Genomic DNA, 25,505 nt, shown 5'->3' on the forward strand with positions numbered 1-25,505 from the left:
CCCGACTTTGGTCGGACAACCCTCGCTAGAGGCAGGTTATGCGTCGGTTAATTCCAACATCAATTTGTTCAACCGTGTGACAAATTGTGCCGGGTCTTTCAAACTACCACGTTCGGCTAATGTTGCCTGATCCAGAAGTAACTGCGCCCATTCACCAAAACGCGCTTCGTCATCCAACCCAACCACGCGCTGAACTAGCGTGTGCTCAGGATTGATTTCAAAAATGTACTTGGTTTCTGGCACTTTCTGGCCTGCGGCTTCCATGAGCTTCGCCATTTGCGTGCTCATATCGTTGCTGTCGGTCACAATGCAAGCAGGTGATGCAGTGAGACGATTGGTCACACGCACACTTTTGACTTTGTCGCCGAGAGCTTTAGCAAAGCGCTCTGTGTGCTCAGCGAAGGCTTTTTCCGCCGCTTCTTGCTGTTCTTTATCTGCACTATCTTCGAGCTCACCCAAATCTAAATCGCCACGCGTCACCGCTTGGAATGATTTTTCTTTGTACTCACTGAGATGGCTCATGAGCCATTCATCAATGCGCTCTGACAGTAACAAGACTTCAATGTTTTTCTTGCGGAAGATCTCTAATGCAGGATTATCACGCGCAGCTTCATAGCTATCCGCTACAATGTAGTAAATCTTCTCCTGCTTGTCAGACATCCGCGCCAAATAATCATCCAGGCTGACAGTCGCTTCGCTAGAATCCTGTTGCGTCGATGCAAACCGCAATAAGCCGGCAATTTTCTCTTGATTGGCTTGATCCTCAGCGGGGCCTTCTTTCAAGACGGTACCAAAAGTGTTCCAGAAGCTCTGATAAGTTTCCGGCTCGTCCTTGGCTAGCTTGCTCAGCATGCTTAAGACTTTCTTAGTGCTACCGTTCCGCATAGAGCGAGTAATTTTGTTGTCTTGCAAGATTTCGCGAGACACGTTCAGCGGTAAATCACTGGAATCCATCAAACCGCGGACAAAGCGCAAATAGCTCGGCATCAATTGGGTCGCGTCGTCCATAATGAACACGCGCTTCACGTACAGTTTAATGCCATGCTGTTGTTCGCGATTCCACAAATCCCAAGGCGCTCGTTTTGGAATGTACAGCAAGCTCGTGTATTCCGAGGTCCCTTCTACTTTGTTGTGACTCCACAACAATGGATCTTCGAAATCATGGGCAACGGTTTTGTAAAACTCTTTGTATTCGTCGTCACTGATGTCCGCTTTCTCTCGCGTCCATAGTGCTTGTCCAGAGTTAACCGATTCCCACTCTTGCTTCGCGTCTGCCGCTTTTTCTTCCTCGTCGTCAGCCTTCGGCATCTGTACGGGAATGCTCAGATGGTCAGAGTATTTGGTAATGATACTTTTCAAGCGCCATTCATCGAGATACTCGGCGGCATCATCACGCACATGCAAAATAATATCAGTGCCGCGCTTGGCTTTTTCGATAGTTTTTAAATCGAACTCTCCTTCACCGCGTGAATGCCACTCAATCGCCTCATTCGCGGCAGCCCCTGCTGCTCGAGTCCGCACGGTAACGGCCTCGGCCACAATAAACGCGGAGTAAAAGCCGACACCAAACTGACCAATCAACCGGCTATCTTTGGCTTGATCGCCAGACAGTTGGCTAAAGAATTCAGCGGTACCCGACTTAGCGATGGTACCTAGATTGCTCATGACTTCATCTCGAGTCATGCCAATACCGTTGTCGCTAATGGTGATGGTTTTACTGTCTTTGTCCGCACTGACGCGGACATAAAGTTCTGCATCGTCGCTCAATAATGAGCTGTCACTCAGCGCCTTAAAGCGTAACTTATCGGCCGCATCCGATGCGTTAGAAACCAATTCCCGAAGAAATATTTCTTTATTGGAATAAAGCGAATGAATCATCAAGTGCAGCAATTGCTTCACTTCGGTTTGAAAACCGTGGGTTTCAGTTTGACGGGTCTCCGCCATAGTGTTTTCTCCTACACATGTGGACTAACGAATGCTGGAGTAAACATGGGGGTATTCGACGCTATTTCAAGCGTAAATTTTAATTATTCTCAATCCATTTACGGCCGCTGAACGCATGACCCAACGTGGCTTGATCCACATATTCAAGCTCACCACCCACTGGCACACCATGAGCAATTCGTGAGGTACGGATTTGGTGGCGGCGCGCGAGATCGGCAATGAAGTGCGCAGTTGCTTCACCTTCTACGGTGGGGTTGGTCGCCAAAATAATTTCGGTGATCGACTCTTGTTCAAGTCGTTGCGCAAGGATATCTAAGCCAATTTCGTCAGGACCAATACCATCTAAGGGCGATAAGTGCCCCATCAAGACAAAATAACACCCTTGATACTGCGAGGTTTGTTCAATTGCCACGACATCTGCTGGTGATTCGACAATACACAATAGCCCGCTATCTCGTCGCCGTGTATCGGCGCATAGCTCGCAAACTGAATGTTCCGTAAGTGTCCGACAGACACTGCAGTGACCGACTTGTTCAATTGCGGTCTGCAACGCCACAGCCAATCGCTCGCCTCCTTCACGATGGCGCTCCAGTACTTGGAACGCCATGCGCTGTGCCGATTTTTGACCGACACCCGGAAGCACCTTCAGGGCTTGAATCAACTCTTCAATAATTGGGCTAAAACGCACTTGAGAGTCCTTAGAAAGGCATCTTAAAGCCAGGTGGTAAATTCATACCACCGGTGACTTCAGCCATTTTTTCTTTGCTCGTTTGCTCAACACGACGTACTGCATCATTGATAGCCGCAGCCACCAAATCTTCAATCATTTCTGCATCATCGTCACTGAATAAACTCGGATCGATGGTAACCCGTCGGACGTTATGATTGCCAAGCATAGTCACCTTCACCATGCCCGCGCCGGCTTCACCCGTCACTTCGAGATTGGCAATTTCCTCTTGGGCGCGCTGCATCCGCTCTTGCATTTGCTGCGCTTGCTTCATCATGCCGCTCATACCACCTTTAAACATACTAAATTCCTCTAACTAGGTTGAATACTGTCTTCAATTAATTGCGCTTGAAACGTGTTCTGTAGTGCCTGCGCCAATGGATCGTCTTGTAAATTCTGTCGCGCGCGCAACAGCCGCTGACGGTCAATTTCCGCCTGAATTTCCACAGGTGTCTGCTGTTCTGATGGTGCCACTTCAATACGCACCGTGGACACGTCCAAAGAATCCTTCAGTGCAGTCGACAGCACTTGAACAGGACCGTCACTCAGCAAATGCGCCCATTGTTGCCGCAACCGAATGATGCACTGCCCTGGTTCCGTCAATTCATAGGTACTGTTCATCGCCAGTTGCCGCGGCAACCCATGAATATCTAAATTATCGATAATAGCAGCCCAACCGTCCACTTCAGCAGCCTTTCTGACATCACTGGCATAAGCTTCTCGACTGGTTGTCGATACCTCGGTTGCGTGCTCACTCTGATGACTCGGTGATGGCGTGCTGAGATTTGCCTCGGGGTCGGTCTCGAGCTCTGGTTCAGGATCTAATTCCAGCGTTGATTCAGCAGCGGGCTCTGGCTCCTTTACGAATTCTGGAGCGGTTTGGACGGCTTGCGAGGCACGTTGGTTATTGTTTTTTTTTTGGTCCAGCGCATCACGCGTTGCGATTAATGCTCGCACCGAGTCTGCGCTGCTTGATGTTGGTTCTGGTTCTGGTTCAGGTTCTGGTTCTGGTTCTGGTTTAGGTTCTGGCTGTGACGCTAACGGCGGCTCAGGCTCAAACCGAGACTCTGGCTCTGTCTCCGGCTCTGGCTCAGGCACTAGTTCCGAATGAACTGGAGCCGTACGCATAGGTTCTTCGCGTGTGACAGTATCAGGTGACGTTTCATGAACCTCAATGACTTCAGGACGAAATGCCAAGAGTCTCAGAATCGTCATTTCCACACCCGAACGTGAGTCGACCGCATAATTTAAATCACGGCGCCCCAAACTCAGAATGTCGTAAAAAATATGCAGTAACTCAGCAGGAATAAGCTGCACAAGCTTCTGTTCAGCATCGGTGAAAGCAAACAGTTCTGCGCTCGCAGGCACTTGTTGCACCAATGCAAGCTGATGTACGAGGCGCTGTAATTCGGTCAACAACGAGCCGATATCAGGCACTTGTCCCGCCACTTTATCGACTAAGTCGAGTGTCTGTTGCGGATGCCCATGAATGATTGCGTGCAATAGCGCCGCTAACTCATAGCCAGGAACATTGCCTAGCATTTGTTGCACCGCAGCATTGGTGACTTTTTGCTCACCTTGCGCGATGGCTTGGTCAGTCAAACTCAATGCGTCACGCAAACTGCCCTGCGCTGCTCGCGCCAAATGTTGGAGGGCGGGTGCATCATACGGAATCGATTCGGCGTCCAAAACATGCTGGAGATGATCGGCAATCTCCTGCCGTGACAATGCTTTCAGATTAAACTGCAAACAACGCGATAGAACAGTGATTGGAAGCTTTTGCGGATCCGTTGTCGCCAGTAAGAATTTGACGTGTTCTGGTGGCTCTTCGAGCGTTTTCAGGAGTGCATTGAAGCTGTGGCGCGACAGCATATGCACTTCGTCTATCAGGTAGACTTTATAGCGCCCTTGCGTGGGCTTATATTGCACGTTATCGAGCAGTTCTCGGGTGTCTTCAACCTTAGTTCGAGAGGCCGCATCAATCTCGAGCAGGTCAACAAACCGACCTTCGTCGATAGCCTTACAAGCACCACAAGTGCCGCAGGGTTGTGGCGTAATACCCTGTTCACAGTTCAGGCTTTTTGCCAGAATCCGTGCGATGGTGGTTTTACCAACGCCGCGCGTACCGGTTAACAGCCAAGCGTGGTGCAGGCGTTGAGTGGTCAGTGCATGGGTTAATGGCTTCAACACATGTTGCTGACCCACTACCTCGCTAAAGGTGTGGGGACGCCATTTACGAGCTAAAACCTGATAACTCATGAAACCCAATTCCTCACTTCACACATGCGTGACACCAGCTCTTCTATTCTGGATTAATGACGGTCTACGTTACCTTAAAATCGACAGAGGGTATAGCTTGGAATACTCGCATCGGCTAACCGTTGTGCTCCCGGCAAATCATCAAGTTGCACTAGAAAAGCGCACTCCACTAGCGTTGCCTGAGTCTGCGCAATTAAGTCGACCGCTGCCAACACCGTACCACCGGTTGCCAATAGATCATCAATAATGACTACGCGGTCGTTTGCAGAGAGTGCATCTTGATGAATTTCCAGCGTATCTTCACCATATTCCAGCTGATACGTGTGACGATAGGTAGCACTCGGTAATTTACCTGGCTTTCGCAACGGCACAAAACCGACACCAAGCTTATAGGCCAATGCCGTGGCAAATATAAAGCCCCGTGCTTCAATACCAACTACATGCGTGAGTTGCTGATCGTGATAGCGCTCTGCCAACCGGTCAATCACTTCTCGAAAACCATCCGCATCGGCAAGTAGCGGCGTAATATCGCGAAATAGTATGCCAGGCTTAGGGTAATCAGGAACCACCCGAATCAGATGTTCAATAGACATCTTAACCAACCTGCTGCGGTGACGTCGACAACGTTTGCGGTTGGATACGGTAACCCTGCGTGAGATCAGCCAAAATGGTGAGCAGTCGTTCAGCATCAACCGGCTTAGCAAGACACAAATCAGCGCCCGCTTGTTTCGCTACCGCTTGCACTTCACGCACGTCTTGCGTCGTCAAAAGTAAGATAGGGGTATACAAATAGCCACTCAACTCGCGTAAGTTCTTACACAAAGTTAAGCCGTCCATTAATGGCATCTTGTGATCGACCACAACGATATCAAAATGTTGGTGCTTCGCATGATTCAAACCGTCTAAGCCATCATTGGCAACGGTTACCACAAACTCTGTCTCGGCGAGTATTGCCATCAACATTGCTTGGGTGGCCGGCTTATCCTCAACCAGCAATAACGACAGTGACATAAAGTTACCCGTGTAGTGTGCGCTCTTGTGTTAAAGCAGAAATATGTTCAAGCAGAAATGATTTTTGCCCACGCTAAGACGGCTGGCAATAAAGGTACCGCAACGAACACGATGACAGCAATCCAGCCAACGGCTGACGTCGATTGATCTTTAAAGTTCTCATCATGAGACATCTGAAATTACCTCAACAAATTGACGATTGAACGCCGCGGATCATACTTGATCAGGCCTTCACTAACAACACAGAACGTGCTGCAAAATCAGTGAGAATTTGTCGTAAGCCCTGCTCGAGTTGCTCAGATTCGAGTTGCGGTAATAGAGGTTGTAACCGCATCAATAACTCTCGAAGACTTTGCTTTGGGGTTTGTTGTAGGAGCTCTAATAAGACCGCTGTCAGCGGCGTCAGTTCCAAAAATTGAACCGATCCTACGTTTCCCGTATCAACATGTGGTCGATAGACCAAAATGAATTGCGGGTGTTCCTGTCGGGCAGGATTCTCTGACGACGAATCAAGCGTCGTAACAGGGTAATGAAATTGGTCTAAAAAAGCAGCTGGACTCACAACCCAACGCTGATTTTCAATGTCGTCCCTATTCGCACGCCGGAATTCGGTGGGAATATGAGCAAACATGGCATCGACATCCATTCGCTCATATCGAGCTAATTCGCGTTCTAATTGACCGACCTGAGCATTCTCGTACTGCTCCAAAAATGAGACAAACTCACGTCCTATTTCAGAAAAAAACGGTGAATTAGACTGATGAGAAACCAAGAAAGCGTCAACCCAAGATTGCCAAGTAGCAGCTGGAGTTCTTGCTTTGAGTATTGGAAACCCACTACTCAAAAAGCTGGCTACGTTATTCCGAATCAGACGTCGGTAAATCGCCAGCCGTCTTCCTTCAACAGCGGTTGGAGCTGGATTATTTTGCGGGTCCCGTAAATACGCAACAAATTGCTTTTGGGTATCAATGAAACTCATACGGCACGATGCTTCGATTGCACTTCATTCTCGAACGCGTCCTGAATGCGTTCGATAACACCTGCCTCATCAAGCAATTGCGGTAGCGGAGGAATATCAAAGTCACGCTCCAGCAATGTCGGGAATATACCGTGCTGTTGATAGGCAAACCTGAGTAAATCGAAAACTTCATCACGGACATCCGCGCCGTGCGTATCCACTAACAGGTCTGGAGCTTCCTCCGTGTGCCCGGCAATATGGCCATAGACAATTCGATCACTCGGCAATCCAGCAATGAAGTCATAGGGATCGTAGCGATGGTTTACACTATTCACGAAGACGTTATTGACGTCTAACAATAATTGGCAGTCGGCTTGTTCGAGCACTGAACGGATGAACTGAAGCTCGGATATTTCCTGCCCAGGGGCTGCATAATAGGACACATTTTCGAGAACCAAGGGCCGTTCGATGATTTCCTGCACACGCCGAACGCGCTGCGCTACATAATCAGCAGCTTCATCGGTAAATGGGATTGGTAACAAATCATAGAGGTGACCGTTCCCAGAGCAGTAGCTCAAGTGTTCGGAATACAGGGCAATGTCGAAGCGATCTAAAAATGCTTTTACCGACATAACTAACTGCTCGTCCAACGGGTCAAAACTGCCGATGGACAACGACAAACCATGCGTAGTTAAAGAGTAGCGTTCCCGTATGGCATCGAGTTGGCGATACGCATCATTACCACGTGGAAGCCAATTCTCCGGGGCTATTTCCCAAAACCCTACGGCGGGAGCCTCTGCCTCAACTTGTGACAGAAACTCCCTCCGTAAGCCAATTCCTACGCTGCGCCGCATTTACCCTCGCCGCATTTGCCTTCACCACACTTGCCTTCTTTAGCTTTGTCTTTCATTTTATCTTTGTGCTCGGCACCGCATTTGCCTTCGCCACATTTACCCTCGCCACACTTCCCTTCCTTGGCTTTGGCTTTCATCTTTTCTTTGTGCTCGGCACCGCATTTGCCTTCGCCACATTTACCTTCACCACACTTCCCTTCTTTGGCTTTTTCTTTCATCTTTTCTTTGTGCTCAGCTCCGCATTTTGCTTCTTGTTGCTGCGCGTCTTGCTGATAGCCTGCGGCGAGCACACTATAGCCGAACGGATTCGCTTCAGCAGGAAGTGACGTTGCTGCTGTTGCCAACAGCGCACCGGCTGCAATAGATAATGATTTGTTCATGGCTTTCATGATGATTTCCTTCTTTGTCCTGCGAAAATAACTTACGCTAAGCGCGTTTATTGAGTTTAGTCTACTGCATCAGTATAGACATTGCTCTTTATTCAAACCTTACAACACTTGCTACCGTTAAAAATCAGACATTAAAAAACCCCAGAAGTTGCCTCATGGGGTTTTTTCAATGACTCGATAAATCTACAGGTCTATGCCTTTATTACTCGCTTTAGAGCGAATGTAGTTTTCCCAACTGCGCGCTGTACGCGCTTGGTTGCGATCTTTCTTCGCTTCGAGCACATAACGCAGAGCATCTGGATACTTCGATTGATAGAAATAAGATTCTGCCAACGACATGTAAACAGGGCCTGGTTCTTCGATTCCGAAATCAATCGCTTTCAAATACGCATCAGCTGCGTTCGAGAATTGTTCGGCACGCAAAAATGCGGTGCCTTGACGACGATAAAACTTCGCTTTCTCTTCACGCTCTTCTTCTAATTCGGCTGCTTTACCATAGAGCTCAGCTGCCTTTTCGTATTCTTTCGCGATTTCGTAGCTGCTTGCGCCGCTTTGATAGTTTCGAGCCGTCTTCTCAATATCACCAGAATTCAGATGTTTCTCCATCAGCATTCCCGCTTTAAACGGAATTTCGCTGTTTGAGTACAACTGGACTAGTGCTTTGAATTGACTTTCTTTATCAAAATAACCAGCTAAATACGCAATCTCGAGTGTCTGTAATGCTTTATCGATCTTCTCTTCGAGCATGTAAAGCATGCCTAACTGATTCCACCACGTCTTCTCACCTGGTAAAACCTGCAGACCTTCCTCTAATACACGAATCGAATCACTATACATTTTCCGCTCGTAGTACGAAGCAACCTTCAAGATATACGGATTTTTATTTGGCTCTTCATAGTATTGAATCGCCATGTCCGCCGGCTTGATGATCTTGTCATACTGTTGCGTCTCATAGTATGCAGTAGCAATACGTGAAAACACTTCAGGGTCATATTCACCAGTAAACTGCAACCACTTACCGTAGTATTCCACCGCATCTGAATATTTCTCTAATGCTAGTGCAAGGTCGGCAGTTAGTTTCAACGCTGACGCTTGATCAGACCACCCGAGGGCATCGTAATCAGCCGCTTCTTTACTGACGCGATAAGCTTCTTCAGTGCGCTCGTCTGCTGCATACAAGTTACCCAAGAATCGCATGACATAAGCTCGATCAAACGGGTCACGCGGATCCGCTTCTTCTAACTCAGCAATTGCGCCCTTGATATCTTCTTGCTCGCTGTAAAGCTCAAAAGCACCCATGATGCGACGACCAACACGGTCAGAAACCGCTTGATTGCGTCGTGAGTCCTTCCGCGCTTGCACAGCTTCAGCAGACGGCAGGTTGTAATTAACCTCTTGCGCAACGACGGAGCTGGACCCCATCATCAACGCGCCACACAAAAGACTTGCACTTATCAGCATGGATAATTTGTTGTGGTTCATCGGTTATTGCTCCTGCTCCAAGTTGAAATCAAGCTGAACCGTTTGACCAGGCTGACGAACAGCCTTACCGTCTACAATCTTCGGCTTATACTTCCAACGTAATAGCGCTCGGCGAGCTTCTTGGTCGAAAACACGACGTGGCTCTGAGTCGATAACTTCGACGTCAGTTACACCACCGGTTTCATCGATCGTGAAACGCAGTAATACCCAACCATTAATACCATCGCGAGCTGCAGCTGGTGGGTAACGCGGATTAATACGTACAATCGGCGTCGCTTCACCATCAGTCATCATTCCACCAGCATCAAAGCCAGTTTCCGTACCACCTACATCGACTTCAAAACCTAAATCAAGGTTCATCCCTTCGTTGTCCGCGTTATCCGGCTCATTCGGCGGAGTTTCCGGCGGTTGAGCTGGGGGCGGCGGTGGCGGTGGAGGCGTCCGGCGACGCTGATCCACGTCTGACTCAGGCGGATTCGTTACAATCTCAATGACTGCAGACGGTGGAGGCGGTGCGTTACGCCCGTCTCCTCCGCTGATCAAGAATGCCATGAACGCAAACAGGAGGAACGTAGCTGCAGCACCTAATAGTATTGATACTATAAAGCGCACCATATTAATCGTCCTCTGCGGCTATGGATATTTTGTCAATACCCGCTTCCTTAATTTGATCCATGACTTCTACGACAACACCATGTTTGGCTTCTTTGTCTGCCTGAATCACTACGATATCAGTAGGCTGTTCTGCCAATAGGCGTTCAATGTTCGCGCCTACTCGCTCAACGTCAACCATACGCTTGTCCATCCATACTTCGCCATTCTCACGAATAGCAATAAAGATGTTGGCAGAAGGTTTCTTCTCTGCCTGACTCGCTTCCGGCTTGTTCACGTCAATACCAGCTTCTTTGACGAAAGAGGTCGTTACGATGAAGAATATCAACATGATGAACACGATATCGAGCATCGGCGTCATATCGATCGCTGCATCTTCCTCTTCACGAATACGTTTACTTGCCATAATTCTTCTCTCTTAATGATGTGGCAAACTGTCGATCAGCTTGTTCTTCGCACGTTTGACCCGCGCTTCGAGGCGTGTTGCGAAGAACATGCCAGACAGCGCTGCAACCATTCCCGCCATTGTCGGGATTGTCGCCATTGAGATACCAGAAGCCATCAAACGTGGATTACCAGTACCTTGTGTCGCCATTGTTTCGAATACTGCAATCATACCGGTAACAGTACCGAGCAGTCCGATCAAGGGACATAAAGCGACGCAGGTTTTAATCAAGAAAATACGTGCGTCTAATTTTTCAGCTGCTTCAGAAATCCATGCATCACGGATTTTGTGCGCGTACCAGGAGGTGGTGTCTTCACGAGCGTTCCATTTGGTGATGATGTCTTGCTTCACCTTTGGAAATACACCCGTGAGGAACCAAAACCGCTCTACCATGAGTGCCCACATGAGAAAGAGCGTCCCCATGACGATGTACAAGACATCGCCACCGGTACCCAGAAAATCCCTGATAGATTCCCAAAGCTCCATCAGGTAAATCATAGGATTACCCCTTCTTCTCCGCGTGCTGGGCAACGATACCCGCAGCTTGCTCATCAAGGACGTGGAAGATTTTCTTCGCACGGCCGTGCACTAAAGCATGTGCCAAAATCAAAGGAATTGCAGCAATCAGACCCATAGCGGTGGTTACCAACGCCATTGAGATGTCACCAGCCATGATCTTCGGATCACCAGTACCAAACAAAGTGATTGATTGGAAGGTACCAATCATACCGACAACCGTACCTAATAGACCGAGGAGAGGCGCGATAGCAGCAAAGATCTTGATGATATTTACACCACTTTCGATGGTTGGCGTTTCGCGCATGATGGCTTCATCAAGTTTCAACTCGAGGTTCTCTACATCAGTGTTCGCGTTCTCTTGGTAAACTTTCAAGATACGACCTAATGCGTTCTTCTCAGAAGGATTGCTGGTGTTTTTCAGCTGTGCACGGATTTTCGCACCTTGCGCGCTGAGTGAAACAATCTTGAAGACTGCAATAAGTAGACCGATGATCATGACGACGGTGATTACATAACCAACTGTACCACCTTGGTGATAACGCTCAGACAATGTTGCTTTCTGAGTCGCAAGACCAAGAATCTGGCCACGCGCAGGGTCAATGTAAACACTGGCAAAGCCAGACTCGGTGCTTAAGAAGTTTTCAGCCGCTGATAAGACGTAGCCTTCTGGCTGACGACCTAATGGCTGGATTTCTTCAGCTGTATCGTTGTAAACGAAGTATTCACCGTCAGATAACAAGTTGAACACACCGATACGAGTCACGTCACGAGTTTCGCTAGAACCGTCGAGCAAGGTTACTTCTGAGTTGAAAGTGACCACGCGGCCAGACTCTTTCATTTCAGTTAACCATGCTAACCACAGTTCTTCTAACTCTTGAATACGCGGTACTTCACTCGCTTCAGCAATAGATTCCAACACGTCTTCACGACCTGGGAACTGAGAGCTTACGATTGAAGTTGCAATACGACCGATGGTATCGCCTGCTGCACCACGTGCAACACCAACGATTTCACCTAAGGTACCCAAGGCGTTTTGCAGTTCAGTTTCTTTATTTGCCAAAGAAATTTCATTCTCAGCAAACTGCGCTTGTAAACGCTCACCACGAGCCTTCTCATCAGCCAACTGACGCTCAGCACGATTCAACAGTGCTTGCTTGTCAGCACGCTCTGATGTGAATTCGGCTTCACGTTCAGCATTGATGCGCTGTGACGAGGCACGGTTTTGTTGAACGAGTTCAAGGAGCTCATCCAGTGATTGCGCTTGTTGCTCTTGTGCATAAACTGCAACTGACGAGCCTGCAGCAAAGGTAAAGGTTGCTGCCACCAATACGGATTTCAGGAGATGTTTCATTCTGCACGCTCCGCTGCAAAGATTGGCAGTTTAATCAGATCAGGGGCGGTTTGCTTACGCGCCATACGAATTGCTTTGGTCAGATCGCCTAAATAAGCGTCATCCAGAGCATCCCACTCATTGGTTTCTTTGTTATAGATCCAGCCATTCGCTAAATCCAAAGATTGCGCCATCAAAGCAGCACGACCCAAGTGGAAAAAGTCTACTGAGATTTCTTCACCTTGGAAGCTCAGTTTACCTTCGTATGCAATCAAGCCTGAACCGTAGTCCATTTCAGCTTGGTATGCTTCTGTGATCTGGCGGAATTGCTCAGAAGTCGTGACGTTAGCGTTTTCCATGACGTCGCGAAGACGATCAACACGTGCTAAACGACGCTCTTTGTGAATTGGAATATCCAAGTTCACAAATTGCTCGAGCGAGTCGATCATTTTGTACATCAAAGGAACGACGCCTTGCTTCGTTTCTTCGATACCATCGATTTGACGCTGCAAAGATGCCAACGAGGCGTTCTGGTCATCGACCAAACGCTGTACGTGGTCATTGTAAACTTTTAAGTTTTCATATTCGTCTACAACAGCGCGATATTCGTATAGCAGCTCTTGGCTCTGCTCGTACAAAGAATCGATTTTCGTTTGTGAGCGGACATCAGCCGCATGGATTTTTGCTTCTTCGTTTTGCAACGTAGAAACGTCTTGAGCGGCAACGCTTGCGCTACCTGCAACCGCGAACATACCAACAAGGGCAGCTGCGACTTTGCTTTTATTGATTACTTTGGTCATAGTTCCCAACCAATTTGACTTAACTTTATGCAGAACGACACTACGTCGTCAGCATCCCAGTTATTTGAGTGACGAAAAGAGTTTAATCAACACTTGCAGCTATTGCAGCTAATAATAAAGCTGCAATAATGCTTCAATACTCCCACGATTGAACTGAACCTGTCAACAGCCGATATCGTATCCAAACAGACTATTTTAGCTTACTCAAAAGCTTCACAGATTTATAACAGAGCGTGGATTTACTGGAGCGCTACTGATGCATATTTGAACACTTGTATAAAACAAAGTTCCACGTCTTTACAATTTACTGACGGTGGTTGAGAACTGGTTTAAGCTGCAATGCAGAATTGGGAGACATTGATGACAACAACTATAGCGGTCGAGTTAATCCAGCGGCTTGAGCAAGCTCTGGGACAGTTTGAACGACAAATTAATGCGCTGCAGATCCATCGCGATAATTTCACACCTTGGTTTGATGATGATTTATTTCATGGGGACGCTGAACACCCGTTGGACTATCCACGTGAAATACGCCGTCATTTGCAGCGTTTAGAGCGCACTGAAGATGCGACTCAGCGAGAGTGGTTGGCCACCAAAGTCAGTGACCAACTCACCGCGCTGCACCAAGCACTGAGTCTCAAACAAAAGAAATAAATACTGCGCTTTAACGGCGTTTGGTTCGCGCAAAACCCAGTTCACTGCGTACCGAATTCGGCAAGTCTGGTAGTGCACTTTTGGGAAGTAAATAAGTGGCCATGGCAAAGAAGTCTTTAAATACCCTATTCTGCTCGGTTGTGCGTCTCAAATAATCATGCCCCGAAGAACCACCGGTCCCAATTTTCGTACCGAGCATCCGCTGCACCATCATGGCGTGCTTGTATCGCCAAATCGTCAACTTTTCATCTAATTCAGCAAATGCTGTGATGACTTGAAATGCCAATTGAAATGCAGGTTCCTCGCGATATTGAGTAATGAATAAGGCACTCAGCATAGCCGACTGCGACAATCGGACTGAACCTTCTTTTTGCAAGTCCATATAACGATTGTTATCGAACAGCGCTTCAAACATGCTTCGGTTGGACTCTAACGTTGCCAATTCCTGAGCCAGTTGTTCTTCACTACCTGAATTTTCTCGAATAATCGCTTCATCACGAGCAAAAGCGTCGGTAACAGCGGCCTGGTAATGTTCCCAAAAACGAAATTCCTCAAATTCGAGGAATGGCATCCGTGCTAACCAAGCGTCCACACAATCGAATAAACTCGGCAATTGTTCGAGCGCCTCGAGATGCTCTTGGTCTGCCGGTTTCAAGCGGTTGTAAAAAGACTCTTGATCAAAAGCTATGCGCTTGCCACGAGTAAGCCCGAGAATGATTTCGAGCTCTTTAAATTGAACACTTTGGAAACCGGATGCAGGTACAAGATAATCCCGAAACTCAAGGAATTCCTGCGGCGTCATCGTTTCAATGACACCAACTTGGTCATTCATCAAATCTTGAATCGTCAGAACTCGCTGCAACCGATGTCCAACCATGTACAAATCAGCATCACCTAATTCGGGTTGTTGAAACAAACGGTGAATCGAACGCAATTCATGAAGAACTTGCTTGAACCAGAGCTCATACACCTGATGCACAATAATAAACAACATTTCATCATGCGCCTCAGCACCATAGCGCGGGCTGTGCGGATTCTGTGCGGTCAATAACTGATCGAGCGAGAGGTATTCGCCATAATAGACGGGTTGAGGATTCTTGGGCATAACAGACTTCCCTGCTGTGAACGTAAACAGTGACAGGTGAAAAGTAACAGGAAACAAGCAAGAGCGCTATGAGCTAATGGTTAGTCGTGTGTAGCTCAAGCTATTCACTATTAACCATTCACTATTCGCATTGATTGGGTGGCGGCCCTACCAGCCACACCTCGGCACCCACATCCCCAACTACGGCTGCTCCCTTCCAGGCCTGACCGGGTTCGCTAGTTCGTGTTGCGAGGGGACCAATAGAGCCACCATAACGGCGCGCATTATGCAGTATTGCACCAGAGGACACAAGGCAAGCGCCCTCAACTGCTGGCTTTTTAATCAGCTTTTCTTTTTCATTCGCGCAGCGATAGCTGCTTTCGCTTCCGGTGACACCAGAGCTTTGGCAAACACTTTCGCTTCCCGCGCAATTCGATCAGCGACAGGTTCAGCCGGTTCCTTCATTAATTTCTTGGCCGCTCGAAGTCCAGCAACGGGTCGCTGAGCCAATGCTCCCGCAACATCTGTAACCGTCGCTTCAAGTTCCTCTGCAGCAACGACTCGGTTCACTAAACCATAAGTCAGCGCCGTACTGGCATTAATCGCATCACCTAGCAACAGCATCTCCGCCGCGCGTAAATGCCCAATTTGTTGCGGTAAAAGCAAACTGGACGCTGCTTCCGGCACCAAACCAAGATGAATGAAAGGTAACGAGAACTGCGCATCGCTGCTGGCATAGACTAAATCGCAATGCAGCAATATGGTGGTGCCAATGCCAATGGACAGGCCATGCACCGCCGCAATCACTGGCACTGATAATTGGCTTAGTGTATACAAAAACGCAAACGGTGGCGCTGAATCATCAAGCTTCTCAATCGCCAAAAAATCGTTCAAGTCATTGCCCGCTGTAAAACTATCGCCGCTACCGGTCAAGACGACCGCAGCGACGGATTCGTCCGCTTCGGCATCTTGCAAAGCAGCAGTCATCGCGCGATACATATCTTGAGTTAATGCATTTTTTTTATGGCTTCGGTTCAGTCGAATCCATACAACCGCATCGCGTTTTTCAACGGTAACAAACTCACTCACCACGTTTCTCCCAAGCTGCTTTGGTTTGCAAATGAAGCGGTAAGATCAAATCGAGTGCGCTTTGACCATTGCTAGGGAGTTGCATCGTATTGTCACGTTTTGGCGTGACACGCTGCCCCCACCGAATAATACCTGCGCCACAGGTTAACCCGCCACCGAATACTGCTGAGACAATGGTGTCTCCAGGTTTGACGATGCCCTGTTCAACCGCTTCACAGAATGCAATCGGTAGTGTTGCCGACGACGTGTTGCCGTACTTTTGAATATTGATAACCGTTTTTTCTTCCGGGACATTACACATTTTGGCGAGAAAATCGATCAACCGTTTATTCGCTTGATGCGGAATCAATGAATCAATATCAGCGGTCGTCAACCCGGTTTCAGCAAATACCTTTTCCACCGCAAGGCTCATGCCTTTAACAGCACGCTTGAAGATTTCCTGACCGACAAAATTAAACGGCATAATGCCGTCAAAACCAAAGCGGTCGAAACTCATACCAAACTCGAGGGCTAAAACATCACGAGCGTCCGCATCACAAGTGACATGGGATGCGAGTAATCCGACTTCTTCCGTGGTTGCCTCGAGTACCATGGCTCCAGCACCGTCACCGAACAGCACAGCGCTTTCACGTTGCGTCCAGTCGAGTACTCGGGTCAATCGTTCCGCACCAATAATCAACACTTTCTTGTGCACACCCGTGCGAATCGCTTGGGTTGCGTAGTGCATGCCGTACAGAAAGCTACTGCACGCTGCGTTCAAGTCGAAAGCTGCCGCATATTTGGCGCCGATATCGCGTTGCACAGCGGATGCCACGTTTGGAATAATTTCATCCGCGGTACAGGTACCGACAATAATCAGGTCCAGCTCATTGGGATCCAGATCGGCTGCCGCTAGCGCATTACGTGCCGCAACAGTTGCGAGATGCGAAGTACCAACATGGCTCACTCGGCGCTCTTCAATACCCGTCCGACTGCGAATCCATTCATCGGAAGTATCCAAGAAAGTCGCAAGATCGTCATTGGTCATAATCGCAGGTGGTAAGCATTTGCCCCACCCAGTAATCTCTGCATATATTTTCACGTGATAAAACCTATAGTCACTGGTCGTTTTTCGTTATCATAGCATGATTGTTCCACAGTGAAATGTCCGACCTATGCCAAGATCTCCTGCTCGTCCCCCGCGTCAGCCGAATAAATCGTCGAACCAAAGCGATACTTGGGTGCGCACCGCAGCACCACATCTCTGGGATAGCCCCAGCGGACGATTGGATCTAAAACGCTTTCCGCCTCGAAACAATGCCACTTTGCAGGCATGGGATGCCGGTGATACATGGTTACTCGAAAGCCTGAAAACTGCAGAGCGGCCGGCGCATCTGTTACTGGTCAATGATAGCTGGGGAGCGTTGTTGTGTGGGGCTCAACAGCAATTCTCACCCGCGCACTCGGTCGCCATAAGTCTACTTACCGATTCGTATTTAGCGGGCCAGGCCTATCAACAGAATACCGCAGCGAATGCACTCAAAGGTGCTTATTCGACGTTAAGCCCTCTCGAACCGCTTCCGCAGGACATCGACCATGTGCTGATGAAACTGCCCAAATCTCAGAGTATACTCGAACGCCAGTTAGCACAGCTAAGCCGCGACCTAGAGCCAGGAACTCCGCTGCAAGTGGCCGCCAAGAGTCAGTTATTTACACCAGGTGTTCGGGAACTTTTTGCGCAGTATTGCGATTCGGTTGAGGTCTCACTGATTCAACGTAAACATCGGTTGTTGACCGCACGGGTTCGAACCCAACCCTGGCCCGAACATGACTTTCAAACCACCTGGGAAGAACTGGGGTTAACACTAACCCAGCATGCTGGGGTGTTTGCGCGCAACCAACTCGATATCGGCGCCCGCTTTATGATTGAAGTCATGGAGCAACACCTACCGTCGCACCCAACCGCTTCGAAAGTCGCCGATTTGGGCTGCGGCAACGGTGTTTTAGGTTTAGTTTATGCGAAGTGGTATCCAGACGCTCAGATCACTTGGTTTGACGAATCGACATTGGCCGTTGCCTCCTGCCAAGCGAATATTGAACAGAACTTGGGCGCATCAGACCAATATCAAGTTCTTCTCGATGATTGTCTGAGCAATGTTGCGACGAGCTCCTTTGATCGCGTGTTGTGTAATCCGCCATTCCATCAAGAACACGCTATGACCGATCATATTGCGAAACAAATGATTCGTGATTCGCGCCGAGTGCTGAAACCCGGCGGTGAATTATGGCTAGTCGCTAACCGTCATCTTCCGTATTATTTGATTTTGCAAAAGACATTTCGACTGGTAGAACCGGTTGAACAGAATAGTAAATTCGTGGTGTACCGAGCGGTCTAAGTAGGATTATACGTTCGCCCACATGGTATTAGTGAAGGGAGTATTTATGCGCTATTTAGCAAAGTTAGCGGCCGTTCTAGCTGGACTCATGTTGATATCCTCCGCTACCTCAGCGAATGGAATTCAGCCAGATAATCCATTCCCACGTCTGCGTTTCGTGACCTCTCTTGGCAATCTCGAAATCGAACTAGACCGCTATAAAGCGCCGCTGACTGCGGAAAACTTTCTCGATTACGTCAAAGCGGGTAGTTACAACAACACGATATTTCATCGTTTAGTGCCCGGTTTCGTGGTGCAAGGTGGTGGTTATGACGAAAACTTTGAAGCCAAAACAGTCTTTAAAAAAATTCCAAACGAATCGGGCAACGGCTTGAAGAACGTTTATGGCACTATTGCGATGGCGCGTGAAAGTGACCCGCATACCGCAACGCGGCAATTTTTCTTCAACCTCAACGACAACACCTCCCTCGATCCATCGAGCAAAGGTTGGGGCTACACTGTTTTTGGTTGGATCGTGAGTGGCGAAGAAACGCTGGAAAAACTTGCGGCACTCGAATCAGTGCCCTTCGATGAAAAAACGCTCTGGCGAGATGTACCCAAAGATCCTCCGGTACTCATTCGTATTGAAGTTGTTCCACAACCATGACCGATTCGCAGACCAGCGCTGCACAACCTTGGTATCGAGACCTCGCTGTCTATCGCGAGGCGCGCGTCTGGCAAATTTTTGGCTTCGGGATTATCAGTGGTTTCCCGTGGGTCCTAATTGGCTCAATGTTGTCGGCATGGCTGCAGGAGGAAGGACTATCGCGGGGGTCGATTGGTCTCTTCGGTATCGTTTTTGTCGCCTATAGCATCAATGCACTCTGGTCTCCCCTTGTCGACCGCTTCCAGTTGCCATTGTTACATCGATGGCTTGGCGCCCGCCGTAGCTGGATCGTTTTGTGTTTGAGCGGTCTCGCCTTTGCAACTTTCTTTATGAGCACGCTCGATGTGCAAAGTAACTTATATTGGATAGCGGTTGCTGCTGTTGCGATTAGTTTTTTTTCAGCGACACAAGATGTCGCGATAGACGCCTTTCGAATCGAAAGTTTCGCAGCCAATGAATCGCGCCTGCAGTCAGCAGGAGCAGCCATGGCCACCGCTGGCTGGTGGACCGGTTATAGCGGTCTGGGTGCGATTCCATTCTACTTAGTCGATGGCGTCACCTACTCGTGGCAAGACGCCTACTGGGTTCTACTGGGTGTACTTGCGGTTCAACTGCTATTCGTCATTATGTTTGCTGAAAGCAAACGCTACCACGCCATTGCACCAGTTCGCGTGAAAGGTTTTCGCTGGTGGGCGTGGGTGCAACAAACCTTTGTCGCACCCGTGGTCGAGTTTTTCACGCGCAATGGCTGGCAACTTGCCACAGCGCTGCTGACTTTTGTCTTTGTCTTCAAGCTCGGTGAAGCCTTTTTGGGGCGGATGTCGATTGTCTTCTATAAAGAAATTGGCTTCACCAATGACCAGATTGCGACCTACTCCAAAGTTATTACTTGGTGGGTCACCATTGTTTTTGCGGTTCTGGGAAGTATTGTCAATATTCGTATCGGTATTGTTCGCGGTCTGCTCATTGGTGGTGCAGCTATGGCGGCCAGCAACCTCCTCTTTGCGTGGATTGCTCTAGTCGGCGCCGATACCGACCTGCTCCTCGCCGCGGTACTGATAGATGGTTTTACTAGCGCCTGGTCAACCGTAGCCTTTGTAGCCTTCATAAGCTTGCTCTGTAATCGCACGTTTACCGCATCGCAATACGCATTGCTGGCTTCGCTCGGTAATCTCGGTCGAACCTTACTCTCCTCCTATAGCGGTTTTGTGGTCGATTGGCTGGATGGGAACTGGAGTTTGTTCTTCATTCTCACCAGTGTCATGGTGATACCCGGATTGCTGATTTTGTTGGCGTTGCGAAAACGCCTAAGTGAACTCGAAGCCAATTATCATCGTCACCAAGAGGCTGATTAGGCATGCGTTGGTTGGTGTATGGTGAGGGAGCATTGAGTGGGTTGATTGCGGCAAAATTGCAGCAACAGCATCAATATGTCATGGTCGCTACCCGCTCTGGAACCCCCCCACAAGCCTTTATTCTGAATCAAGAAAGCACCATTGAGCTCAATGCATTCGACCCTGCTCAAACGCCTGATGTGGTGATTGCAGCACTCAAAGCCTATGACATTGAAACCTGGTTAGAACAGGCTCGACAACATGCTTGGTATCGCCAAATACCTCTGATCCTGAGCTATAACGGCATGCTCATAGCCGAGGAGTCTTTGTTACCCGCAAATAGTTTTCATTGGGTTACCACCCACGGAGCTTTTCGGGATGGCGCGCAGCTCAATCATGCTGGTCAGGGCGAGAGTTGGCTCGGAGCTCAGCAGCACGGCAGTATGTTTCCCGCGGCGATGCTGGCTACGTTAAATCGCAGTTTGCCGCCGTTTCACTGGCTACCCAATATTCAGAACAAACGTTGGCACAAGCTGGCGATCAATTGCTTAATCAATCCGTTGACGGTGCTGTATGATTGCAAGAATGGTGAATTACTCAATCACCCCATTGCTAAGCCGCAACAACAGTTAGCCAATGAGTTCGTTGCGCTCGCAAATCAATTGGGGATGCAGTGGACGGCATCTGAGCTAGTCGCAGATGCGCAGAAAGTCATTCAGGCAACCGCACAGAATCGCTCATCGATGCTAAGTGACATCATCCGTCAACGTCGTACTGAAATTGATTATCTGAATGGTTTTGTGGTTCAGCAATGCGAACAACTAGGGTTGTCTGCTCCCACCCATCGCTGGCTGTGGGAGCATGTCAAAGCGGTCGAAAGTCGCTTCTAACTCTCGTCTTCAATGAAGTCAACGACTTCGAGACCAAAGCCAGACAAAGCTGAATAGCGCTTCGGCGAGCTCATTAGATGCATCTGATGAATGCCTAAATCAGCCAAAATTTGCGAGCCAATACCGACATTTCGCGATGCGTTCGAGGCAGCCGCAGATACGCGCTTTTCACCGCGATCTTCAGCAGCGAAACTTTGCACTTGGTCCAAGATATCGGCAGAGCTTTGTTGACGACCAATCACGACCAATACACCACCATGCTCACCGATGTACTGCATAGCGTGACCCAACGGCCAGCTGCGCTTGGCAGCGCGCTCGGTAGCAAACAGGTCGTTGAAGGTGTCTTGCAAATGCACCCGCACATTGACCGGTTCTGCCGCTGAAATCTCACCGTTGACTAGCGCATAATGAACTTGGTTATCGATCGTGTCTTGGTAAGTGATCAGTTCAAATTCACCATGCGCTGTAGGCAATTTACAATGCGCTTTGCGTTCAATCGTTTTTTCTTTTAGCGAACGATACTCAATCAAATCAGCAATGGTACCGATTTTTAAGTCATGTTCCGCAGCAAATTTTTCTAGATCGGGTCGGCGCGCCATGGTGCCGTCTTCATTCAAGATTTCAACAATCACCGCCGCCGGTTCAAAACCTGCTAATCGCGCCAGATCACAACCGGCTTCCGTATGCCCCGCTCGGTTTAACACACCACCGGCTTTCGCTTTCAATGGAAAGATATGCCCTGGCATGACTAAATCAGTTGGCTTCGCATCTTTAGCGACTGCAGCTTGAACAGTGCGAGCACGATCGGCCGCTGAAATACCAGTCGTCACCCCTTCAGCTGCTTCAATGGAAACAGTAAAGTTGGTGGCATAGGGCGAGTGGTTTTGATCGACCATGAGTGGTAAACGCAGCTGTGTGCAACGTTGCTCAGTTAAGGTTAAGCAGATTAATCCGCGCCCAAACCGTGCCATGAAATTAATCGCTGCGGGTGTCACACACTCCGCCGCCATAATCAAATCGCCTTCATTTTCGCGATCTTCGTCATCCATCAGAATGACCATTTTACCTTGCCGGATATCCTCGATAATCTCAGCAGCGCTATTCAGCGTTGTCACGATGTTCATTCTCCTAGGCCAGCATCTGGCTTCGCTATAATGCGGATGTCAGCACCAATTTGGCGAACATCCGTGAAAGTACATAGAGGGGCGTCGGCAATATCGCTAAAAGTGGCTATGTCTACCAGTCCGCGACCTGTTGCACCGAAAAACTTAGGCGCAACATAGATCACCCACTCATCAATGAGGTTTTCTTGTAAGAGACTTCCAGCCAGCTCGGCGCCACACTCGGTCCACACCTCATTGATTTGGCGACGACCCAGTTCTACCAACAATGCCTGTAGATCCACCCGTTTGGCTTTGCTCGGCGCTGTCCATACTTCAACATGCTGGGGCCAATGCATCGCACGTTCTGCGGTTGTGGCTAAATGTACCAGCAAAATTGGTGACGGCTCTTGAAAGAGACTCGCAGTTGGCTCCAATAATCCTTGGCTGTCAATAATGACGCGTAACGGTTGCTGTTCGCATCGATCTGAGCGTGCGGTTAACCGTGCATTGTCACGCAACACCGTTCGCGCTGTACTCAAAATAGCACCGCTACGAGCGCGAAAATCGTGTACATCAGCCCGTGCAGCGCTACCCGTGATCCATTGACTGGCACCATTAGCTAAGGCGGTACGACCATCTAAAGTAGCTGCTAGCTTGCAGCGCAACCAAGGACGACCGCGCTCCATTCGACTCCGAAAGCCGCAATTCAAAGTTCGCGCAGCAGATTCTAAGACGCCCACTTCCACAGATATGCCCGCTGCCTTTAACTTTTCGACACCGCGCCCGGCAACCAATGGATTTGGATCCAATTGCGCAATCACCACATGACCGATTGCGGCATCAATCAATGCGTCAGCACAGGGAGGAGTACGACCAAAATGGCTGCACGGTTCAAGTGTCACATAAGCAGTAGCGCCGCGTGCCAAAGCACCTGCTTCACGCAGTGCGTAGACTTCGGCGTGGGGCTCGCCAGGGCGTTCGTGCCAACCTTGGCCAACAACTTGACCGTCGGCAACAATAACGCAGCCGACTTGTGGGTTGGGAGCAGTTGAGTAGAGACCACGAGCGGCTAAATCGAGAGCCATCTGCATGTACTGCTGATGTGTCATGAATGCGCCCCGTGAATCAATTAGTCGTTTAGCCGTGCAATCTCTTCGCCGAATTCACGAATATCATCGAATGCACGATAAACCGATGCGAACCGAATATAAGCCACTTTATCGATGGCCTTGAGGTTTTCCATAACCAGCGCACCAATCGCTTGACTAGTCACTTCTCGCTCACCAGTGGCCCGCAACGAAGATTTCACATTATTAATGGCCTGCTCCATCATTTCTAAGCTCACCGGACGTTTCTCCAGCGCTCGTAACAGACCATTTCGCAATTTATCTTCGTTGAACGGCTCACGGGTGCCATCCGTTTTAATGACGCGTGGCATAATCAACTCAGCGGTTTCGAAGGTCGTAAACCGCTCTTTGCAATCGGTGCATTCTCGGCGACGACGCACAGACGCGCCCTCAGCAACCAATCGCGAGTCGATGACTTTAGTATCTAACGTGCCACAAAACGGACAATGCATAGAGTTTCTCGTTCTTTAACGCTGACTGTTAACCGTATACCGGAAATCGTTTACACAACGCTTTGACTTCGCCGCGAACGCGTTCAATCACTGCATCGTTGCCGATATCGTCCAACACGTCACAAATCCAATTCGCGACTTGCTCTGCTTCCGCAACTTTAAATCCACGCCGAGTGATGGCTGGTGTTCCTAAACGCAAACCCGATGTAACAAACGGTGACCGCGGATCATTTGGAACCGAGTTCTTATTCACGGTGATGTAAGCATTGCCTAAAGCGGCATCCGCATCTTTACCGGTAATATCTTTATCAATTAAATCGACCAAGAATAAATGGTTCTGGGTGCCACCAGAGACAATCTTGTAGCCGCGTTCTTGCATGACACGAACCATGGCATTGGCGTTATCGAGCACTTGCTGTTGATAGGCTTTGAATGCCGGTTCCATTGCTTCTTTGAAAGCCACTGCTTTCGCAGCAATCACGTGACACAGTGGGCCACCTTGACTGCCGGGGAATACACCGCTGTTGAGCTTTTTGTGCAGTGCTTCATCGTCTTTGCCCGATAAGATCAAGCCACTACGTGGACCCGCTAAGGTCTTGTGCGTGGTCGTGGTGACGACATCTGCAATAGGAACTGGATTCGGATATAGACCGGCAGCGACTAAGCCCGCAACATGCGCCATATCAACTAAGAAGTAGGCTCCCACTTCATCCGCGATATCACGGAAACGTTGCCAGTCCACCACACCTGAGTAAGCGGAAAATCCAGCCACAATCAGCTTTGGCTTGTGCTCTAATGCTAGTTTACGCACTTCAGCGTAATCAATTTCGCCAGTGCTTTCATCTAAACCGTATTGCACTGCTTTATACAATTTGCCGGAAAAATTTACACCTGAACCATGCGTCAAGTGACCACCATGGGCCAGACTCATTCCTAAGACAGTATCACCCGCCTCTAGCAGAGCTAAAAACACAGCGGAGTTGGCTTGTGAACCGGCATGCGGCTGCACGTTGGCATATTTAGCGCCAAACAACTGTTTCGCCCGCTCAATCGCGAGGTCTTCGACCACATCAACGTATTCGCAACCGCCGTAGTAACGCTTGTGCGGATAGCCTTCTGCGTATTTGTTGGTTAACTGCGAACCTTGTGCCTCAAGTACACGTGGGCTGGTATAGTTTTCAGACGCAATGAGCTCAATGTGCTCTTCTTGGCGCTGAACTTCGTTTTGCATGGCTTGCCAAAGATCGGCATCATAATCGGCAATGGTCATTTCATGCTTTAACATCGGGGCTCCTGACATCTTGAGGCGGGTGCCGTAACGCAGGCTCAGTAGCGTTGGCACAATTCATTTAAGAAACTGGTCGCTAGTTTACCAATATACTTGGGTTAGCGCCAACTTCAGGGTTAAAATAGCGCCATTC

General features: G+C 49.0%; 28 protein-coding genes and 1 other RNA gene. 5 read left to right on the forward strand and 24 right to left on the reverse strand.

All coding sequences use genetic code 11. The features are described from left to right. Window positions 1-36: 36 nt before the first annotated feature. The 16 genes from htpG to ACN0S4_RS01620 form a co-directional block, all read right to left on the reverse strand. A complete protein-coding gene (gene htpG, locus ACN0S4_RS01545) occupies window positions 37-1,944 on the reverse strand; it encodes a molecular chaperone HtpG (protein WP_417655985.1) in 1,908 nt (635 codons plus the stop codon). Window positions 1,945-2,023: 79 nt separating this feature from the next. Continuing rightward, window positions 2,024-2,632: a recombination mediator RecR gene (recR, locus tag ACN0S4_RS01550; RefSeq protein ID WP_417655986.1), complete on the reverse strand. Its 609-nt coding sequence runs from the start codon at window positions 2,630-2,632 to the stop codon at window positions 2,024-2,026. 10 nt (window positions 2,633-2,642) lie between these two features. Beyond that, complete coding sequence (locus ACN0S4_RS01555; RefSeq protein WP_169930070.1) at window positions 2,643-2,972, reverse strand: YbaB/EbfC family nucleoid-associated protein; 330 nt, start codon at window positions 2,970-2,972, stop codon at window positions 2,643-2,645. 11 nt (window positions 2,973-2,983) lie between these two features. Next, a complete protein-coding gene (gene dnaX, locus ACN0S4_RS01560; protein ID WP_417655987.1) occupies window positions 2,984-4,930 on the reverse strand; it encodes a DNA polymerase III subunit gamma/tau in 1,947 nt (648 codons plus the stop codon). A 74-nt stretch (window positions 4,931-5,004) separates the two neighbouring features. After that, window positions 5,005-5,523, reverse strand: a complete 519-nt coding sequence (locus tag ACN0S4_RS01565; protein ID WP_417655988.1) for an adenine phosphoribosyltransferase — start codon at window positions 5,521-5,523, stop codon at window positions 5,005-5,007. 1 nt (window position 5,524) lies between these two features. Continuing rightward, window positions 5,525-5,941: a response regulator gene (locus tag ACN0S4_RS01570; protein ID WP_417655989.1), complete on the reverse strand. Its 417-nt coding sequence runs from the start codon at window positions 5,939-5,941 to the stop codon at window positions 5,525-5,527. Between the two features lie 47 nt (window positions 5,942-5,988). After that, complete coding sequence (locus tag ACN0S4_RS01575; protein ID WP_417655990.1) at window positions 5,989-6,114, reverse strand: hypothetical protein; 126 nt, start codon at window positions 6,112-6,114, stop codon at window positions 5,989-5,991. A gap of 50 nt (window positions 6,115-6,164) precedes the next feature. Further along, window positions 6,165-6,920 carry a DNA-binding domain-containing protein gene (locus ACN0S4_RS01580; protein ID WP_417655991.1) on the reverse strand — a complete coding sequence of 252 codons (756 nt, stop codon included), beginning with the start codon at window positions 6,918-6,920 and terminating at the stop codon, window positions 6,165-6,167. After that, a complete protein-coding gene (locus ACN0S4_RS01585) occupies window positions 6,917-7,753 on the reverse strand; it encodes a DUF692 domain-containing protein (protein ID WP_417655992.1) in 837 nt (278 codons plus the stop codon). Before ACN0S4_RS01585 ends, ACN0S4_RS01580 begins: the two co-directional genes overlap by 4 nt. Next, the gene (locus tag ACN0S4_RS01590; protein WP_417655993.1) at window positions 7,738-8,142 is read right to left on the reverse strand and encodes a hypothetical protein; all 405 of its coding nucleotides are present in this window, start codon (window positions 8,140-8,142) and stop codon (window positions 7,738-7,740) included. Before ACN0S4_RS01590 ends, ACN0S4_RS01585 begins: the two co-directional genes overlap by 16 nt. Before the next feature lie 183 nt (window positions 8,143-8,325). Continuing rightward, on the reverse strand, window positions 8,326-9,624 hold the full coding sequence (locus ACN0S4_RS01595; protein ID WP_417655994.1) for a hypothetical protein: 1,299 nt from the start codon (window positions 9,622-9,624) through the stop codon (window positions 8,326-8,328). 3 nt (window positions 9,625-9,627) lie between these two features. Next, on the reverse strand, window positions 9,628-10,239 hold the full coding sequence (locus ACN0S4_RS01600) for an energy transducer TonB (RefSeq protein ID WP_169930078.1): 612 nt from the start codon (window positions 10,237-10,239) through the stop codon (window positions 9,628-9,630). A 1-nt stretch (window position 10,240) separates the two neighbouring features. Next, on the reverse strand, window positions 10,241-10,642 hold the full coding sequence (locus tag ACN0S4_RS01605; protein ID WP_169930079.1) for an ExbD/TolR family protein: 402 nt from the start codon (window positions 10,640-10,642) through the stop codon (window positions 10,241-10,243). 12 nt (window positions 10,643-10,654) lie between these two features. Then, window positions 10,655-11,179 (reverse strand): MotA/TolQ/ExbB proton channel family protein, encoded by a 525-nt coding sequence (locus ACN0S4_RS01610; protein WP_169930080.1) that lies wholly within the window; start codon window positions 11,177-11,179, stop codon window positions 10,655-10,657. A 4-nt stretch (window positions 11,180-11,183) separates the two neighbouring features. Continuing rightward, window positions 11,184-12,551: a MotA/TolQ/ExbB proton channel family protein gene (locus tag ACN0S4_RS01615; protein WP_417655995.1), complete on the reverse strand. Its 1,368-nt coding sequence runs from the start codon at window positions 12,549-12,551 to the stop codon at window positions 11,184-11,186. Further along, on the reverse strand, window positions 12,548-13,330 hold the full coding sequence (locus ACN0S4_RS01620; protein ID WP_417655996.1) for a DUF3450 domain-containing protein: 783 nt from the start codon (window positions 13,328-13,330) through the stop codon (window positions 12,548-12,550). The genes ACN0S4_RS01615 and ACN0S4_RS01620 overlap by 4 nt, the downstream gene beginning before the upstream one ends. A gap of 360 nt (window positions 13,331-13,690) precedes the next feature. On the opposite strand from ACN0S4_RS01620, the gene priC reads away from it, so the two are divergent. Beyond that, window positions 13,691-13,984: a primosomal replication protein PriC gene (gene priC / locus ACN0S4_RS01625; protein ID WP_417655997.1), complete on the forward strand. Its 294-nt coding sequence runs from the start codon at window positions 13,691-13,693 to the stop codon at window positions 13,982-13,984. A 10-nt stretch (window positions 13,985-13,994) separates the two neighbouring features. Here priC and ACN0S4_RS01630 read toward each other — a convergent pair whose 3' ends face one another. The 4 genes from ACN0S4_RS01630 to ACN0S4_RS01645 form a co-directional block, all read right to left on the reverse strand. After that, window positions 13,995-15,089: a tryptophan 2,3-dioxygenase family protein gene (locus tag ACN0S4_RS01630; RefSeq protein ID WP_417655998.1), complete on the reverse strand. Its 1,095-nt coding sequence runs from the start codon at window positions 15,087-15,089 to the stop codon at window positions 13,995-13,997. 145 nt (window positions 15,090-15,234) lie between these two features. Further along, window positions 15,235-15,331: signal recognition particle sRNA small type (gene ffs, locus ACN0S4_RS01635), an RNA gene on the reverse strand. 79 nt (window positions 15,332-15,410) lie between these two features. After that, on the reverse strand, window positions 15,411-16,157 hold the full coding sequence (locus ACN0S4_RS01640) for an enoyl-CoA hydratase (protein WP_417655999.1): 747 nt from the start codon (window positions 16,155-16,157) through the stop codon (window positions 15,411-15,413). Then, window positions 16,150-17,238: a ketoacyl-ACP synthase III gene (locus tag ACN0S4_RS01645; protein ID WP_417656000.1), complete on the reverse strand. Its 1,089-nt coding sequence runs from the start codon at window positions 17,236-17,238 to the stop codon at window positions 16,150-16,152. The genes ACN0S4_RS01640 and ACN0S4_RS01645 overlap by 8 nt, the downstream gene beginning before the upstream one ends. A 73-nt stretch (window positions 17,239-17,311) precedes the next feature. On the opposite strand from ACN0S4_RS01645, the gene ACN0S4_RS01650 reads away from it, so the two are divergent. Genes ACN0S4_RS01650 through ACN0S4_RS01665 form a run of 4 tightly spaced genes read left to right on the forward strand, consistent with a single transcriptional unit; the run spans window position 17,312 to window position 21,402 of the window. Further along, on the forward strand, window positions 17,312-18,532 hold the full coding sequence (locus ACN0S4_RS01650) for a methyltransferase (RefSeq protein WP_417656001.1): 1,221 nt from the start codon (window positions 17,312-17,314) through the stop codon (window positions 18,530-18,532). Between the two features lie 46 nt (window positions 18,533-18,578). Continuing rightward, the gene (locus tag ACN0S4_RS01655; protein WP_417656002.1) at window positions 18,579-19,178 is read left to right on the forward strand and encodes a peptidylprolyl isomerase; all 600 of its coding nucleotides are present in this window, start codon (window positions 18,579-18,581) and stop codon (window positions 19,176-19,178) included. Next, on the forward strand, window positions 19,175-20,533 hold the full coding sequence (locus tag ACN0S4_RS01660; RefSeq protein WP_417656003.1) for an AmpG family muropeptide MFS transporter: 1,359 nt from the start codon (window positions 19,175-19,177) through the stop codon (window positions 20,531-20,533). The genes ACN0S4_RS01655 and ACN0S4_RS01660 overlap by 4 nt, the downstream gene beginning before the upstream one ends. A 2-nt stretch (window positions 20,534-20,535) precedes the next feature. Further along, a complete protein-coding gene (locus tag ACN0S4_RS01665; RefSeq protein WP_417656004.1) occupies window positions 20,536-21,402 on the forward strand; it encodes a ketopantoate reductase family protein in 867 nt (288 codons plus the stop codon). Here the strand turns inward: ACN0S4_RS01665 and ribBA are convergent. Genes ribBA through glyA form a run of 4 tightly spaced genes read right to left on the reverse strand, consistent with a single transcriptional unit; the run spans window position 21,399 to window position 25,369 of the window. Further along, window positions 21,399-22,517 (reverse strand): bifunctional 3,4-dihydroxy-2-butanone-4-phosphate synthase/GTP cyclohydrolase II, encoded by a 1,119-nt coding sequence (ribBA, locus tag ACN0S4_RS01670; protein ID WP_417656005.1) that lies wholly within the window; start codon window positions 22,515-22,517, stop codon window positions 21,399-21,401. The genes ACN0S4_RS01665 and ribBA overlap by 4 nt on opposite strands. Window positions 22,518-22,522: 5 nt before the next feature. Beyond that, window positions 22,523-23,614, reverse strand: coding sequence for a bifunctional diaminohydroxyphosphoribosylaminopyrimidine deaminase/5-amino-6-(5-phosphoribosylamino)uracil reductase RibD (ribD, locus tag ACN0S4_RS01675; RefSeq protein WP_417656006.1), 1,092 nt, complete (start codon window positions 23,612-23,614; stop codon window positions 22,523-22,525). 20 nt (window positions 23,615-23,634) lie between these two features. Further along, window positions 23,635-24,084, reverse strand: a complete 450-nt coding sequence (nrdR, locus tag ACN0S4_RS01680; RefSeq protein WP_169930093.1) for a transcriptional regulator NrdR — start codon at window positions 24,082-24,084, stop codon at window positions 23,635-23,637. 28 nt (window positions 24,085-24,112) lie between these two features. Beyond that, window positions 24,113-25,369, reverse strand: coding sequence for a serine hydroxymethyltransferase (gene glyA / locus ACN0S4_RS01685; protein ID WP_417656007.1), 1,257 nt, complete (start codon window positions 25,367-25,369; stop codon window positions 24,113-24,115). Window positions 25,370-25,505 lie beyond the last annotated feature (136 nt).

Origin of the sequence: Pseudidiomarina aestuarii, from assembly GCF_048263735.1 — a bacterium.
In the GTDB taxonomy this organism is placed as follows: Bacteria; Pseudomonadota; Gammaproteobacteria; order Enterobacterales; family Alteromonadaceae; genus Pseudidiomarina; species Pseudidiomarina aestuarii_B.